Origin of the sequence: Intrasporangium calvum, assembly GCF_028446585.1 — a bacterium.
Classification (GTDB): Bacteria; Actinomycetota; Actinomycetes; order Actinomycetales; family Dermatophilaceae; genus Intrasporangium; species Intrasporangium calvum_A.
The window spans coordinates 1-14287 of record NZ_JAPFQL010000039.1; the positions used below are offsets into that span (position 1 = coordinate 1).

A 14287-nucleotide genomic window follows, 5' to 3' on the forward strand; every position below is an offset into this window, starting at 1 on the left:
CCGGCCAGCGCGAGCAGCTGCTGCACCCGGTAGCGGTGGCCGGCGTACGGCTCGAGCAGCTCGGCCAGACCCGCGTCGTCGACGGGCCGGCCGAGCAGCGCCCACCCGAGGTCCTTGGCCACGTGGTAGTCGCCGAAGCTGACCGCGTCGGCGTCGCCCAGCGCTCGTTGGGCCACCTCGGCGGCCGTCCACACGCCGATGCCCGGCAGGGCACGCAGGCGAGTCTGCGCCTGCGGCCAGGTCAGGCTGACGCACTGCTCGAGGCGACCCGCCACCCTGGCCGCGCCGACGAGGGCGCGGGACCGGGCGCCGTCGACCGAGGCCTGCAACCACGCCCAGGACGGGATCATCGCCCACTCGGCGGCGCTCGGGGGCACCCACAACCGCTCCCCCAACGGTCCCGGAGCCGGCTCACCGAACCGGCGGACCAGGCGCCGGTAGCCCGAGAAAGCCTCCTGGCCGGTCACCTTCTGCTCGATGACGGCAGGGGCGAGGGCGTCCATGACCAGGCCCGAACGCGGCACCCGCCAGTGCGCGAACCGCCGCCACGCGTCCGCGACCACGGGATGCCGCGGCTCGAAGCCGGCCGGGTCGTCGGCGGCGCCCAGCAGCTGGGGGACGGAGTCGAGGAGCCACCGGGCCCCCGCCCCCCACGCCGTGCACTCGACCGCGGAGCCGGCTGAGCGGCATACGAGATGGAGTGTGCCCGGCCCGTCGGGAGTCTGCGCGGCCCGCGTGAAGGACCCGTCGGCGCCCCAGCGGCTCGTCGGGTCCCCAGCGCCGCGTTGGAAGACCGACAGCTGCGCGCGGAGGTTGATCTCGCGGTCAACTCGCCACAGCCGCACCTTCCCTTCGGTCACGGGGACAGTCTCGCCTACACTCGACCCCGGTCGTTGAATGCGACCCCAACGCTCTGCCCCTGACCACCGTCAGCCCGACCGGAACGAGGAACGATGGCCCGCGAGACGAGCCGAGACCGACGCGAGCGCGTCGCCGCAATGCAAGCCCAGGCCAAGGCGGCCGAACGCCGGCGGTTCCTGCTCGTCATCGGCGCCGTCGTCCTCGTCATCGCCCTCATCGGCGGCGCGGTCACCTGGGCCATCCTCGGCGAGCAGAGCAAGAAGGACGAGGCCCTCCAGGGGATGATGGGGGACGTCGCTGCCGCAGCATGCGACCCAGTCATCGACGACCCGGCGACCGGCTCGTCCGACCACGTCGGCCCCGGCACGAACGTCGCGGACACGGAGCGGGTCGAGTACGACACCGCGCCCCCGGCGAGCGGGAAGCACTTCGCGCAGCCCGCCCTGTCTGAGCGGCGGGTCTACACCGTCGCCGATGCCCCGCAGGTCGAGGCGCTCGTCCACAACCTGGAGCACGGCTACACGGTCCTCTGGTACGACCCCTCGGTCGAGCAGAGCCAGGCCTCGCAGTTCGCGGCCCTCGCCGAGCGGATCAACGCCATGCCGGAGTCCGCCAACAAGTTCATCATCACGCCGTGGGACACGTCGCGGGGCGCCTTCCCCGAGGGCAAGAAGTACGCGCTCACCCACTGGGCAGCGAACGTCAACGCCCAGACGGGCCAGGTCGGTGAGCAGAGCGGCAAGCGCCAGTACTGCGGCGGTCTCAACGTCAGCGTCGTCGAGGACTTCGTCAAGAAGTTCCCCTGGTCGTCGGCGCCCGAGCCCGGCGCGGCCTGACGCAGCGTGTCCGACTACGTCCCCAGCCCGAGCAGCTGGGTCCGCCAGCAGGTCGAACGCATCGAGGAGACCGGCACGACGGCCTCGGTCGACATCATGGGGCTGCCGGTCGTCCTCCTGACGATGCGCGGTGCGCGGACCGGCGCGATCCGCAAGGTGCCGCTGATGCGCGTCGAGCGAGACGGTGTCTACGCCGCGGTCGCCAGCCAGGGGGGCCGGCCCGAGCACCCGCAGTGGTATCACAACCTGCGGGCCCACCCGGTCCTCGACCTGCAGGACGGCACGGAGACCCTCCGGGTCCGGGCTCGCGAGCTCGGTCCCGAGAAGCGGTCCGACTGGTGGCCCGTCTGCGTGGCGGCCTTCCCGCCTTATGCGGACTACCAGCAGAAGACGGACCGGGTCATCCCCGTCTTCGTGCTGGAGCGGGCCTAGCCGCTGCCCTCAGCCTTCTGGCTCGAGGGCGCGCTCGCGGCGGGCGCTGAGCAGGTCGTGCGATCGCGCATAGAGCCAGCCGACCAGGGCGGCGACGACGTCGAGCAGGGTGACGATGAAGCGGGACATGATCGCCACTGCTGCCGCCGCGGGGGTGGGGATGGCCGCGGACAGGATCAGGGTGAGCAGCCCCTCCCTCGCACCGAGCCCCGCGGGCAGCACGATGAGGAGCATGCCGAGCGAGACGGAGAGGGCGTAGCCGGTCAGGGCCGCCGTGCCGAGATCGGGGTGAGGGGCCTCGCCGGCGACCGCCGTCGCGAGCAGCCACGTGTGCACCCCGAAGGACAGCCACACGAGCACGAAGGTGATGACGGCCTTGAGGAGGGCTCCCGCGGACAGCTCGTGCTCGAGCGGGGGTCGGCGGATCAGCCGCAGCATCGTCGCGATGGACCAGTTCAGCAGGCGTGGCACGAGGAGCAGGACGACGAGCGGCACGGCGAGGACCAGCCACCACGAGAAGCCTTCGCCCGACTGGCGCAGCAGGAAGCCCACGGATGGCAGGCCGACGAGCACGCCGGTCAGCAGCGCGAGGCCGAGCGCGAGCAGGCCGGTCACGGCGGTCCGGCGTCGCGGCACCCGCAGGTGGGCGGCGATGTCGGCCTGGACGAGCACCGACCAGAGTGACCCGGGCAGGTACTTGCCGAGCTGCCCGACGAAGTACACGCCGGTGGCCGGCGCGAGATGCAGGTTGGAGCCGAGGTCGCGCAGGATGATCCGCCACCCGATCATGGTCAGCCAGGTCCCGACCGCGGCGGCGAGCGTGGCAGCCGCAAAGGCGCCGAGCGAGACCTTCCCGAGGTGGACCGACACGTCGGCCCAGTTGCGCGCGACGGCGTAGACCACGGCCCCGAGCGTCACGACGGCAATGCCGACCCGGACTGCCGTGAGGAGTCGACCGCGGTCCACTCAGCGCCTCCTCAGGGTCAGCAGCACGAGGCCGTATGCCGCTGAGTCGGCTCTCGCTCGCGCGCCGGCTTCGCGCATGCGGGCGTTGACGTCACCATCGAGGTCGCCGACCAGGACGAACCCGAGGTCATGGGCTCGGGCCAGGATGCCGCGAACGTCGGCGGGGCCGACCGCTCCCTGAGCGGACAATGGGCCGATCGGGACCGTGACGATGAGCAGACCTCCGGAGCGCAGCGCCCAGGACGCCTGCTCGAGGACGTGGTCGACGTCCTCCGCGTCGCAGCCCCGGGGGTGGATCCGCGCGATGACGTCGAGGGAGCCGGTGTCGACGTCGAGGGCGGTGACGCTCGGCTGCGACCCCGTGAAGTCGATCTCGACGGGGGCGAAGCCGACCGCGCGGGCCCACCGAGACAGGATCGACCGCGTGCCGGTCTCGTCGACGATGATGGCGCTCCGGCGGCCGTCGTCGCGGATGCGCAGGATCGCGGCGAGCGCCCCCAGGGCGGCCCACGTCGACACCTTGTCGAGCGACAGGGGAAGGCCCAGGTGACGGGCCAGCCGGCGCGCCTCCTCAGCCTCGAGCGGGTCGCTGAGGACGTCCGTCGGCAGCACCCAGTCGGGCAGGTCGGAGCGGTGCAGCTCGACCAGCGGACGTCGCGCACGCAGTCGTGCCTGCACCCGGGACCGGGCGGTGGAGAGGAGACGTGCACCGCGCAGCGGCAGGGAGGCCGGTGCGGCCTCGCTGCCCGAAGGGGTTGTCTCGTCGCCGCTCTCCTCCAGTCCCACGGGCTCCTCGGCCGCGAGCGCCTCGATCGTGCCGAGGTAGTGGGCCCAGGGGCCCGACAGGTCAGGGGTCTGCACGCCCTCGGCCAGTCGCGCCCGGACCTGCGGGTCGCGCAGGCGGCGCAACGCTCCCGCGAGCGCCCGCTCGTCCTCCGGCGGCACGAGCAGGCCGTTGACCCCGTCCTCGATCTGCGCGGAGAAGGGTGCGATGTCGGAGGCCAGCACCGGCAGCCCGTGGGCGTGTCCGAGGATGACGTTCTGGGATGCCGTGGCCGAGCGGTAGGGCAGCGCCAGGACGTCGTGGTCGGCGAGGAGCGCCGCGAGCTCGTCCGCCGGCACGTAACCGTCGCGGATCTCGATCCGGCCGGCGAGTCGCGGGTCGGTCACGAGCCGTCCGATGACCTCGCGCTGCGACGGCCAGATCTCCCCGGCGATGGTGAGGTTGATGTCGGGCACGTCGAGCATGGCCCGCAGCAGGACGTCGATCCCCTTGTACTCGCGCACGAGCCCGAGGGCGAGGAGTCGGGTGGGGCCGGTCCGTGGGTCACGCGAGACGGGGTCACCGCCGGGCAGGTGGGGCGGAAGGTCGGCCACGGAGACCCGGCGTGCCCCGAGGTCGTGGGCGAGGGTGGCCTGCTCCGCGCTGTGGACCAGCGTCGCGTCGACCTTGGCGAAGAGCATGCGCATCAGGGCGGTGTCGCCGGGCCGGGATTCGTGGGGCAGCACGTTGTGGCACACGACGACGGACTGGGGGCGCGGCCCGGGGAGCCCGGGGAGCGCGCCAGCGGCCCGCAGCAGCGCGAGGTGCGCCGGCACGACGGGCGGCATGACGTGGACCACGAGCACCGCGTCGACGTCGCGGAGCCGCCGGCCCGCCCGGACCCAGGTGTCCGGCCGGGCCCAGCTGAGCGTCCGGACCGTCCGGGGAAACGGCGGGACCTCCGGCGCGCCCTGAGGCACCGTGGCATCGGCATGGTGGAGCTTGGACGGATAGAGGTGCGCCCACGAGACCAGGGTCACGTCGTGGCCGGCGTCGCTCAGGTGGTGCGCCAGCATCGTCGTGTGTGCGGCGACGCCGCCCTTGTGCGGGTGGGTCGGGCCCACCACCGCGATGCGCAGGGCGGCTGCACCGGCGGTCGGCGGTGCCAGGTCGTCGAGCCTCAGGTCGGTCATCGGGACCGACTCTAGCCCCGGCGCCGGTGCGGCCAGGACCGCCGTCTGCGTGGCGCCGGGACAGGGCACTGCCGCCTCCGCTTTACTCTGGTGGTGATGCAAGCGAACGACGTGTGGCTCGTGGTGCCGCTCTACAACGAGGCGAAGGTCATCGGCGACGTCGTGCGCACCGCCCGCAGCACCTTCCCGAAGGTCGTCTGCGTGGACGACGGCTCGACCGATGACTCGGCGGCCAGGGCCGAGGAGGCGGGAGCCGTGGTCGTGCGGCACCCCGTCAACCTCGGGCAGGGCGCCGCGCTGCAGACCGGCTTCGACTACGCCCTGTCCGACCCGGCCATGCGCTACTGCGTGACGTTCGATGCGGACGGGCAGCACCAGATCTCCGACGTGGCGGCGATGCTGGACCTCATCAGGGCCGGCGAGGTGCAGGTCGTCTTCGGTTCGCGCTTCCTCGACGACCGGACCGAGGCGTCGGGCCTGAAGAAGCTCGTGCTGCGCCTCGCAGTGGCCTACACCAACCTCACGACGGGCACGCGGCTCACGGACGCCCACAACGGCCTGCGCGTGCTCGAGCGCCGAGTGGTCGAACGGCTCGACATCACCCAGAACCGGATGGCCCATGCGTCCGAGATCGTCGCCCAGATCGGGGCGATGCGCTTCGACGGCCGCCAGGTCACGTACGCCGAGGCGCCGGTGCACATCCTCTACACGGACTACAGCAGGGCCAAGGGGCAGTCCCTGTGGAATGCCGTCAACATCCTTGCGGAGCTGATCTGGCGATGAGTCGACAGAGTGTCATCCAGATCCTGCTCATCGCGGCGACGCTCGCGATCGCCTGGCGGCTGCTCGCCGGCACCGGACAACGGACCCAGGCCGTCCGTCGCCTCGGCCTGCTCGGCCTGGCCGGCCTCGCCATCTACTCGATCATCGACCCGAGCAAGACGTGGACGAGCCTGGCCCAGTTCCTCGGGGTCGGCCGAGGCGCCGACCTCATCCTCTACGGCCTCGTCGTGGCCTTCCTCGGCTTCGTCGTGACGACCTTCAAGCGGTTCCGTGAGATGGAGGTCCGCTACACCCGGCTCGCCCGTCGGATCGCGCTCGACGAAGCAGTGCCGGTCCGCGAGGCGTTCCCCGACGGGCTCGCGTCTCCGGCGCCGCCCTCCCCACCCACCCCGAAGGCCACCGATGCCGACTGAACCCCGCCACCCGCTCGGCGCAGGCGCTCCCGATGACGATGTCTACGTCGTCGACACCCGCAAGGGTCGGTCGGCCCGACCGACAGGGCGACCGGCGCCGCCCCCCGAGGCCCCCGCGGCCCGGCCCGCACGTCCGCAGATGCCGCCTCCGCGCACGAGACTCCGCAAGGGCCGGATCACCCTGCTCGTCGTGGGACTGCTCGTCGTCGGGTGGCTGGCCTTCATGGTCTGGGTGCCGGTCTCGGCCTGGAACGGCATCTCGCGGGTGGACAACATCCCAGCCGGGGACCGACCGGAGGACACCTCGGGCCACAACTACCTCCTCGTCGGCTCCGACAGCCGAGAAGGCCTGACGGCCAAGCAGCGCCGGCAGCTCAAGACCGGCACGGCCGAGGGCAACCGGACCGACACGATCATGCTCGTCCACGTGTCCGAGAGTGGCGGCAAGCCGGTCCTCATCTCCCTCCCTCGAGACTCTTACGTCCCGATCCCCGGCAACGGCAGCAACAAGATCAACGCCGCCTTCACGTTCGGGGGCCCGAAACTGCTGACCCAGACGGTCGAGCAGGTCACCGGCCTGCACATCGACGGTTACCTGGAGATCGGCCTCGGCGGCTTCGCCGGCATGGTCGACGCGATCGGCGGCGTCGAGATCTGCGTCCCGCGGGACATGAAGGACGACAAGGCCGGCATCGACCTCGAGAAGGGCTGTCAGGTCCTCGACGGCAGGAACGCCCTCGGCTACGTCCGGTCGCGCTACGAGGACCCGCTCGGCGACATCGGCAGGGCCACGCGCCAGCGCCAGTTCCTCGGTGCCCTGATGAAGCAGTCCGCGACGCCGTCCACGGTGCTCATCCCGTGGCGCTACACGACGTTCGTCGACGCGGCCGCCAGCGGCGTTGCCGTCGGCGAGGAGACCTCGCTGCTCGACGCCTACCGGATCCTGCAGGCCATGCGTGCGGTCAGCGGCGAGGAGGGCCTGTCCCTGACCGTCCCCATCGAGGACATGGCCTACCCCACCGACAACGCCGGTCTCGCCGTCAAGTGGGACAGCGAGCGGGCTCTCAGCCTGTTCCGTGCGCTGCGTGATGACAAGCCGCTGACCGAGCCACCGCCCGGGACGACCCCGGGCGAGGACGAGAAGTGAGACCGAGATGACCGGCCCGCTGTTCCCTGCCGACGTCCTCTCCCGCCTGGTCGCCAGCGACTCCGGGCGGCCCCGTCTCACGTGGTACGACGACGCACCCGGCCCCACTCAGGGGGAGCGCATCGAGCTGAGCGCACGGGTCCTGGCCAACTGGGTCGCCAAGGCCGCCAACCTCCTCCAGGACGACTGCGCGGCCGGCCCCGGCACGACGGTCGGCCTGGACCTGCCCGCTCACTGGCGAGCCGTCTACTGGGCGTGGGCCACGTGGTCCGTCGGCGCCACGGTGGTCATCGGGGACGCGGCAGCCGACGCGGATGTCCTCGTGACCAGCGACCCCGTCGCCGCCGCGGCCCACGGCGGCGATGCCGTGCTCGTCGCCCTCCCCGCGCTGGCGCGTTCGCACCCGTCCGCCGCTGACGCCGGCGGGGCGGTCGACGAGGCGAAGGAGCTGGCGACCCATGGCGACCAGTTCTCCCCGATGGCCGATCCAGAGCCCGATGACCTGGCTCTCAGCCTCGATGGCGTGGACACGCCGTACGCCACGCTCGTCCAGGCCCAGCCCGGCTGGGGCGAAGCGCCGAGGGTGGCGGTCGACGACACCCTGGGCCGGCTCCTCGCCGTCGCCCTGACCGTCTGGGCGGCTGACGGCTCCGTCGTCGTCATGCGCGGCTCAGCTGCCGCCGGGCCGGACGCGCTGGCGCGCAGGCTGGAGTCCGAAGGCGTGACCGGACCCGCGGTCCGAGGGGTGACGGATCCGGCCTAGACCGCGAGCCGGTCGAAGAGCGACCAGGTTCGCGACGCCACGACACCGGTGCTGGCCAGACCGGCCTTGGCCTGAGCCTCCTTGATTGCGACTCGCGTCGACTCGTCGAACACCCCGGTGACGCGAACACCGAGCACGCGCTGGATGGCTGACACCTCCGGTCCGGTGTCTCCGAGCCGGAGGACCGTCGTGCGGTGCGCGGCGAACGGGAACGCCTTGGCCTCCAGGGCATCCCAGACGTCGGATGTGACGACGCCGGTCTGTGCGAGCCCGACGGAGCGTTGGAGGGCCGTCACCTTGTCCCGGGTGACCGCTCCGAAGACGCCGTCAACGGCGACTCCCCCGAGGGCACGCTGCAGCGTCCGGACCGCGGCGCCTCTGGAGCCCTGCCCCAGCACCAGGTCCTTGAAGGGCGTGAAGGTCGTCGTCGTGGAGACGGTGGCGATCCCGGGACTGAGCGTCGCGGAGCCTTGAGGCGCGGTGGCGAAAGCGGTCACGACCGTTCCTTCCTGATCGGTGACGGTGCTCGCGAGGACGACCGTCGACCAGCCTCTGGTGTAGAGCAGCTGCTGGGTGCGGTTGTCGGCCACGCCGGTGGCCGACAGGCCCAGGAAGCGCTGGTACTCGACGACGCGGGCCTTGGTGAGCGGGCCGAAGTAGCCCGTGGTCGGGAGCTCGCCCAGCTTGGCCTGCAGGTTCTTCACCGCGGTGGACGTCATTCCGAAGGACAGCGTCGGATAGGTCCTGGGCCAACCCTTCGTGTAGAGCAGCTCCTGCGTCGCGTGGTCCGCGACGCCGGTCGCGCGCAGGCCGACCGCCTTCTGGTAGTCGGTGACCCGGGCCTGGGTCAGCGGGCCGAAGTACCCGGTCGTGGGCAGGCCTCCCAGCTCGGTCTGGAGCTTCTTCACGGCGGTCGAGGTCATCCCGAAGGACAGGGTGGGATACGTGGTCGGGGTGCCCGAGCCCTCTGCCGTGGCGGCCGTCCAGCCCCGGACCCACAGTCGGTACTGCGTCACGGGGTCGGCGGTGCCCGTCGCCGGGAGGCCGACGAACTTCTGGTACTCGAGCACGCGCGCCTTGGTCAGTGAGCCGTAGTAGCCCGTCGTCGGCAGCGCTCCCAGCTTCGTCTGCAGCGTCTTCACGGCGCTCGACGTCGTGCCCGCAGACAGGGTCGGGAAGGCCGCAGTGACGGTTCGCCAACCCCGTCGCGCAAGAATCTCCTGCGTCTTGAGGTCCGCGATGCCCGTCTGCGGGAGCCCGGCAAACTGCTGGTACTCAGTGACCCGAGCCCGGGTCATCGAGCCGAAGTACCCCGTGGTCGGGAGGTTGCCGAGCCGAACCTGCAGCTGTCGCACCGCTTCGGACTGCATGCCGAAGGAGAGGACGGCCGCGGGGGCGGGGATGGTGACGGTTGTCGTACCGGCCCCCGGAAGGGACGTGAGGACGGTCGTCGCGGCTGCACCGGTCCACCACGAGGTCCGGGCGGCCGCCCCGTTGTAGTTGAAGCTGAAGTGGATGTGGTCGGTGTGCGGGTTGCTGCCGTCGTACGGGGCCCAGCCACGCTCGGGGGCGTACGACCGCCACATCTTGCGGTCGTAGATGATGTACATGATGCCGAAGCGCCGGGCCATGGCTCCGGGGACGCCATTGGCGTCGGCCTTCGTCAACCAGGTGAGAACGCTGCGGGCAACGGCCGACTCCTCCGGATCGTCGACGTCCAGCATCCAGTCCCACGCACGCCCGTCGTAGTGCTCGGAGACGTCGCCGGCGCAGCTCCGGCCGATGAGACTCGTCGAACCCAGCTGGTAGTGGCTCGTCATCAGCTTGGCGAACGCCAGCACCCCGGGTCGGGCGACAGGGTCACAGACGGTCTGGCCCTGATAGGGCACGTAGACGTCCAGAGCCTTGGGCAGTGTCTTCGTCGGAGGCGCGGGCGGGGTGTAGGCGTGGGCTGGGACCGCGGCATGCGGGATCACAAGGGCAGGCGCGGCGAACGCGAGCGCGAGGTGGTGACGAAGAGCCATGGCGGACTCGATTCAGTGCGCTGGAACAAGAGGACGCCCACTTCCCCACGAGTGTGCAGTCGAACCATTTATGCACTCCAGTCACATCCTTAACAAGCGAGTCCGCTGAACTACAGATCTGTAATTCGCCGTGGCGCTCCGCGTCGGGAGGAGCTCCCTTCCTGGTGTCGGCTTCGTCACGTGCTGTGCCACCACGTGCGGGGTGCCGAAGTGGGGGCACCCCACGCCCGCGGCCGAAACGGAGGCCTATAGAGTCCGCGACATGGACAAAGTCGTCTCCACCCCTCAGGAGGCCATCGCCGGGATCAGTGACGGGATGTCGCTGGCGGTCGGTGGTTTTGGTCTCTGTGGTATTCCCTCCGTGCTCATTGCGGCGATCCATGACGCCGGCATCCAGGATCTGGAGGCCGTCTCCAACAACTGTGGCGTCGATGACTGGGGTCTGGGGATCCTGCTCAAGGACAAGCGGATCCGCCGGATGGTCGCCTCGTACGTCGGTGAGAACAAGGAGTTCGAGCGGCAGTACCTGCACGGCGAGCTCGAGGTCGAGCTGACCCCGCAGGGCACGCTCGCGGAGCGGCTGCGCGCCGGCGGGGTCGGGATCCCGGCGTTCTTCACGATCACCGGCGCGGGCACCCAGGTCGCCGAGGGCGGGCTGCCGTGGAAGTACGACGCCCACGGCAACGTCGCGATCGCCTCCCCGGCCAAGCAGACCCAGGACTTCGAGGTCGACGGCCAGATCAGGACGTTCGTGCTCGAGCAGGCCATCCGCGCCGACTACGCCCTCGTGCGTGCGGCGAAGGGCGACCGGCACGGCAACCTCGTGTTCAACCAGTCGGCGCGCAACTTCAACCCGCTGTGCGCGATGTCCGGCAAGATCACCATCGCCGAGGTCGAGCAGCTCGTCGAGCCGGGGCAGCTGCACCCGGATGAGGTGCACCTGCCCGGCATCTTCGTGCACCGGGTGCTGCCGCTGACGCCGGAGCAGGCGAGCGAGAAGCGGATCGAGCGGCGCACCGTGCGGCCCCGCCCCGACGCGACCACCGAGAGCCAGGAGGGCTGAGCCATGGCGATGACCCGTGAGCAGATGGCCGCCCGGGCGGCCGCGGAGCTGTCCGACGGTGCCTACGTCAACCTGGGGATCGGCCTGCCGACCCTGGTGCCGAACTACGTGCCCGACGACGTGGAGATCGTGCTGCAGTCCGAGAACGGCATCCTCGGGGTCGGGGCCTACCCGTTCGAGGGGGACGAGGACCCCGACCTGATCAACGCCGGCAAGGAGACCGTGACCCTGCGCAAGGGCGCCTCGTTCTTCGACTCCGCGACCTCCTTCGGGATGATCCGCGGCGGCAAGGTCGACGCGGCGATCCTGGGCGCGATGCAGGTCTCCGAGAAGGGCGACATCGCCAACTGGATGATCCCCGGCAAGATGGTCAAGGGCATGGGCGGCGCGATGGACCTGGTCCACGGCGCCAAGAAGGTCATCGTCCTGATGGAGCACAACGCCAAGGACGGCGCCTACAAGATCGTCAAGGACTGCTCCCTGCCCTACACCGGCAAGGGCGTCGTGCAGCGGATCATCACCGACCTGTGCGTCTTCGACGTCACCGACACCGGCCTCGTCCTGCGCGAGCTGGCCCCCGGCGTCACCGAGGACGAGGTCCGCGAGAAGACCGAGCCCGACTTCACCGTCGACCTGGGCTGACCGGACGACAACGATGAGGAGGGCCCCGAGCGCACAGCGCCCGGGGCCCTCCCCATCTTCGACGGGGCGCGGACCCCCCGCCCCTGCCTCAGGGCTCGTCAGTGTCCGGCAGGAGCTGACCGGGTCGGCTCGTCAGGAACCCCCAGCCCCAGCTGGCGTGCATCGTCGCGAGCACGGCCGGGACGCGCACCGCGACCGCCGGACCGTCATGCCGACCGATGGCCAGACCACCCACGGTGATCGCCGTGGCGTAGGTCGCCGGGATGACCCACAACGGTGCCCAGAAGAACCCCCCGACGAGACCCACCACGTTGGCGACGAGCGCCGTTGGGGCCGCGAGGTAGCGGGCATTGATGGACCCCTTGTGCTCCCGGGCCACGACGCGGCGCCACCGGCCGTAGTCCCGGTACTGGAGGGCCAGCCGTCGGACGGAGGGACGGGGGCGGTAGCGCACCTGAAGCTCAGGGTCGAACCAGACCGTGCCGCCGGCCTGACGGATCCGGTAGTTCAGCTCCCAGTCCTGGGCCCGCGAGAACCGCGCGTCGTAGCCACCGGCGCGCGTCAACCACTGCCGCCGGAAGACGCCGAGGTAGACCGTGTCGGCGGGTCCGGCCTGTCCCCCGGTGTGAAAGCGCGCCCCACCGACTCCCAAGCGGGACCGCATCGCGACGGCCACCGCCTTCTCGAACGGCGTCACACCCTCGGCATACATCACCCCGCCGACGTTCGCGGCGCCCGTCTCCTCGAGCACCGTCACCGCCCGCTCCAGGTAGCCGGGGCTGAGGAAGCCGTGCCCGTCGACGCGCGCGACGATGTCGTGCCCGGCGGCTGCGACGGCAAGGTTCAGGGCGTCGGGCGTGCGCCCGGACGGGTTCTCGACCACGGTGATCCGGGGGTCGCGGCCCGCCAGGCGTCGCGCGACGCCCAACGTGTTGTCGTGTCCCCGCCCGATGGCGAGGACCAGCTCCAGCTCACCCGGGTAGCCCTGGTCGAGGATCGCCTGAACGGCTTCACCCAGGTGCTCCTCCTCGTTGAGCAAGGGCATGATGACGCTGATGGGCGGGGGGTGGTCCACGGGGTGCGTCCGCTCCGGGGGCTCGGCAACTGAGGTCGGGAGGAGACTACCCCTCAGCCCTTGAGGAGCTGACGCGCCATCACGATGCGCTGGATCTGGTTGGTCCCTTCGTAGATCTGGGTGATCTTCGCGTCCCGCATCATCCGCTCCAGCGGGAAGTCCTTCGTGTAGCCCGCACCGCCGAGCAGCTGGACCGCGTCGGTGGTGACCTTCATCGCGACGTCCGAGGCGTAGCACTTGGCCGCCGCACCGAAGAAGGACAGGTCCTTGTCGCCCCGCTCCGACTTCGCGGCCGCGACGTACACCATCTGGCGGGCCGCCTCGACCTCCATCGCCATGTCGGCGAGCATGAACTGGATGCCCTGGAAGTCGGCGATGCGCTTGCCGAACTGCTTGCGCTCCTTGACATAGGCCACGGCCTGGTCGAGCGCCCCCTGGGCGATCCCGATGGCCTGGGCGCCGATGGTCACGCGGGTGTGGTCGAGGGTGCGCAGCGCGATCTTCAGGCCGTCACCGACGGCTCCGACGACCCGGTCCCCGGGGATCCGGACGTTGTCGAAGTGCAGCTCGCGGGTGGGGCTGCCCTTGATGCCGAGCTTGCGCTCCTTCTCGCCGAAGGTGAAGCCGGCGTCGGACTTCTCGACGACGAAGGCTGTCACGTTGTTGCCGCGCGGGCCGTCGGGGTCGGTGACGGCGAGCACGGTGTAGTACTCCGACACGCCTGCGTTGGTGATCCACGACTTCTGGCCGTTGAGCACCCAGTCGTCGCCATCCTGCTTGGCGCGGCACTTCATGGACGCGGTGTCCGAGCCGGCCTCGCGCTCGGAGAGTCCGTAGGAGAACGTGGTCTCGCCGTGGGCCAGCGGGGGCAGGTACTTGCGCTTGAGGTCCTCGTTCGCGGCGAGGATGAGCGGCAGGGAGCCGAGCTTGTTGACCGCGGGGATCAGGGCGGAGGACGCACAGACGCGGGACACCTCCTCGATGACGATGCACGTCGCGAGCGCGTCGGCGCCGACGCCGTCGTACTCCTCGGGCACGTGCGGGGCGAAGAAGTCGGAGGCCACGAGCGCGTCGTGCGCCTCCTGCGGGTAGCGGGCCTCCTCGTCAACGGCCGCCGCGAAGGGGGCGATCTTGTCCTCGGCCACCGCACGCACCGCCTCGCGGAGCGCCTCGTGGTCCTCGCTGATCCGGAACAGGTCGAAGTCAGAGCTCGTCACGAGGTGAATGCTACTCGCGAGACACAATTAGTAGGACGTCCAAGTGATTTAGGCCACCGGCCCGCCCCGCCCCACTACGCGGGGTGTCCAGCATGAGGACTCTGCGTCC

The 14287-nt window shown here is 70.9% G+C and carries 14 protein-coding genes; 8 read left to right on the forward strand and 6 right to left on the reverse strand.

Annotated elements, in window-relative coordinates:
• Window positions 1-860: DNA-3-methyladenine glycosylase family protein (locus OO014_RS10205; protein ID WP_272462206.1), on the reverse strand; the 860-nt coding region annotated here is incomplete at its 3' end.
• Window positions 861-953: 93 nt separating this feature from the next.
• On the opposite strand from OO014_RS10205, the gene OO014_RS10210 reads away from it, so the two are divergent.
• Entirely contained in the window at window positions 954-1697 is a 744-nt protein-coding gene (locus tag OO014_RS10210) for a DUF3105 domain-containing protein (RefSeq protein ID WP_272462207.1), read from the forward strand.
• Between the two features lie 6 nt (window positions 1698-1703).
• Complete coding sequence (locus tag OO014_RS10215) at window positions 1704-2129, forward strand: nitroreductase family deazaflavin-dependent oxidoreductase (protein ID WP_272462208.1); 426 nt, start codon at window positions 1704-1706, stop codon at window positions 2127-2129.
• Window positions 2130-2138: 9 nt separating this feature from the next.
• Here OO014_RS10215 and OO014_RS10220 read toward each other — a convergent pair whose 3' ends face one another.
• Window positions 2139-3095, reverse strand: coding sequence for a lysylphosphatidylglycerol synthase domain-containing protein (locus OO014_RS10220; protein WP_272462209.1), 957 nt, complete (start codon window positions 3093-3095; stop codon window positions 2139-2141).
• Window positions 3096-5051: a glycosyltransferase family 4 protein gene (locus tag OO014_RS10225; protein ID WP_272462210.1), complete on the reverse strand. Its 1956-nt coding sequence runs from the start codon at window positions 5049-5051 to the stop codon at window positions 3096-3098.
• Window positions 5052-5147: 96 nt separating this feature from the next.
• On the opposite strand from OO014_RS10225, the gene OO014_RS10230 reads away from it, so the two are divergent.
• From OO014_RS10230 to OO014_RS10245, 4 genes are read left to right on the forward strand one after another with little or no spacing between them, the layout of a single operon-like run.
• Window positions 5148-5834 (forward strand): glycosyltransferase family 2 protein, encoded by a 687-nt coding sequence (locus OO014_RS10230; RefSeq protein WP_272462211.1) that lies wholly within the window; start codon window positions 5148-5150, stop codon window positions 5832-5834.
• Window positions 5831-6247 carry a DUF2304 domain-containing protein gene (locus OO014_RS10235; protein ID WP_272462212.1) on the forward strand — a complete coding sequence of 139 codons (417 nt, stop codon included), beginning with the start codon at window positions 5831-5833 and terminating at the stop codon, window positions 6245-6247. Before OO014_RS10230 ends, OO014_RS10235 begins: the two co-directional genes overlap by 4 nt.
• The gene (locus OO014_RS10240; protein ID WP_272462213.1) at window positions 6237-7394 is read left to right on the forward strand and encodes an LCP family protein; all 1158 of its coding nucleotides are present in this window, start codon (window positions 6237-6239) and stop codon (window positions 7392-7394) included. Before OO014_RS10235 ends, OO014_RS10240 begins: the two co-directional genes overlap by 11 nt.
• Before the next feature lie 7 nt (window positions 7395-7401).
• Window positions 7402-8157, forward strand: a complete 756-nt coding sequence (locus OO014_RS10245) for a TIGR03089 family protein (protein ID WP_272462214.1) — start codon at window positions 7402-7404, stop codon at window positions 8155-8157.
• Here the strand turns inward: OO014_RS10245 and OO014_RS10250 are convergent.
• Window positions 8154-10181 (reverse strand): peptidoglycan-binding domain-containing protein, encoded by a 2028-nt coding sequence (locus OO014_RS10250; protein ID WP_272462215.1) that lies wholly within the window; start codon window positions 10179-10181, stop codon window positions 8154-8156. The two genes, OO014_RS10245 and OO014_RS10250, sit on opposite strands and share 4 nt — an antisense overlap.
• A gap of 262 nt (window positions 10182-10443) precedes the next feature.
• Here OO014_RS10250 and OO014_RS10255 point away from each other — a divergent pair, with 262 nt between their 5' ends.
• Together OO014_RS10255 and OO014_RS10260 are read left to right on the forward strand one after the other, a co-directional pair.
• On the forward strand, window positions 10444-11244 hold the full coding sequence (locus tag OO014_RS10255) for a CoA transferase subunit A (RefSeq protein ID WP_272462216.1): 801 nt from the start codon (window positions 10444-10446) through the stop codon (window positions 11242-11244).
• Between the two features lie 3 nt (window positions 11245-11247).
• Entirely contained in the window at window positions 11248-11886 is a 639-nt protein-coding gene (locus OO014_RS10260; RefSeq protein ID WP_272462217.1) for a CoA transferase subunit B, read from the forward strand.
• A gap of 88 nt (window positions 11887-11974) precedes the next feature.
• Here the strand turns inward: OO014_RS10260 and OO014_RS10265 are convergent, their stop codons facing one another.
• Together OO014_RS10265 and OO014_RS10270 are read right to left on the reverse strand one after the other, a co-directional pair.
• Window positions 11975-12961 (reverse strand): glycosyltransferase family 2 protein, encoded by a 987-nt coding sequence (locus tag OO014_RS10265; protein WP_272462218.1) that lies wholly within the window; start codon window positions 12959-12961, stop codon window positions 11975-11977.
• 53 nt (window positions 12962-13014) lie between these two features.
• On the reverse strand, window positions 13015-14178 hold the full coding sequence (locus OO014_RS10270) for an acyl-CoA dehydrogenase family protein (protein ID WP_420485498.1): 1164 nt from the start codon (window positions 14176-14178) through the stop codon (window positions 13015-13017).
• Between the last annotated feature and the right edge of the window lie 109 nt (window positions 14179-14287).

Bases quoted from the DNA above. Each gene is read 5' to 3' on its own strand.
- OO014_RS10210 (WP_272462207.1), top strand. From the start codon at position 954: ATGGCCCGCGAGACGAGCCGAGACCGACGCGAGCGCGTCGCCGCAATG.
- OO014_RS10225 (WP_272462210.1), bottom strand. From the start codon at position 5,051: ATGACCGACCTGAGGCTCGACGACCTGGCACCGCCGACCGCCGGTGCA.
- OO014_RS10230 (WP_272462211.1), top strand. From the start codon at position 5,148: ATGCAAGCGAACGACGTGTGGCTCGTGGTGCCGCTCTACAACGAGGCG.
- OO014_RS10235 (WP_272462212.1), top strand. From the start codon at position 5,831: ATGAGTCGACAGAGTGTCATCCAGATCCTGCTCATCGCGGCGACGCTC.
- OO014_RS10240 (WP_272462213.1), top strand. From the start codon at position 6,237: ATGCCGACTGAACCCCGCCACCCGCTCGGCGCAGGCGCTCCCGATGAC.
- OO014_RS10245 (WP_272462214.1), top strand. From the start codon at position 7,402: ATGACCGGCCCGCTGTTCCCTGCCGACGTCCTCTCCCGCCTGGTCGCC.
- OO014_RS10250 (WP_272462215.1), bottom strand. From the start codon at position 10,181: ATGGCTCTTCGTCACCACCTCGCGCTCGCGTTCGCCGCGCCTGCCCTT.
- OO014_RS10255 (WP_272462216.1), top strand. From the start codon at position 10,444: ATGGACAAAGTCGTCTCCACCCCTCAGGAGGCCATCGCCGGGATCAGT.
- OO014_RS10260 (WP_272462217.1), top strand. From the start codon at position 11,248: ATGGCGATGACCCGTGAGCAGATGGCCGCCCGGGCGGCCGCGGAGCTG.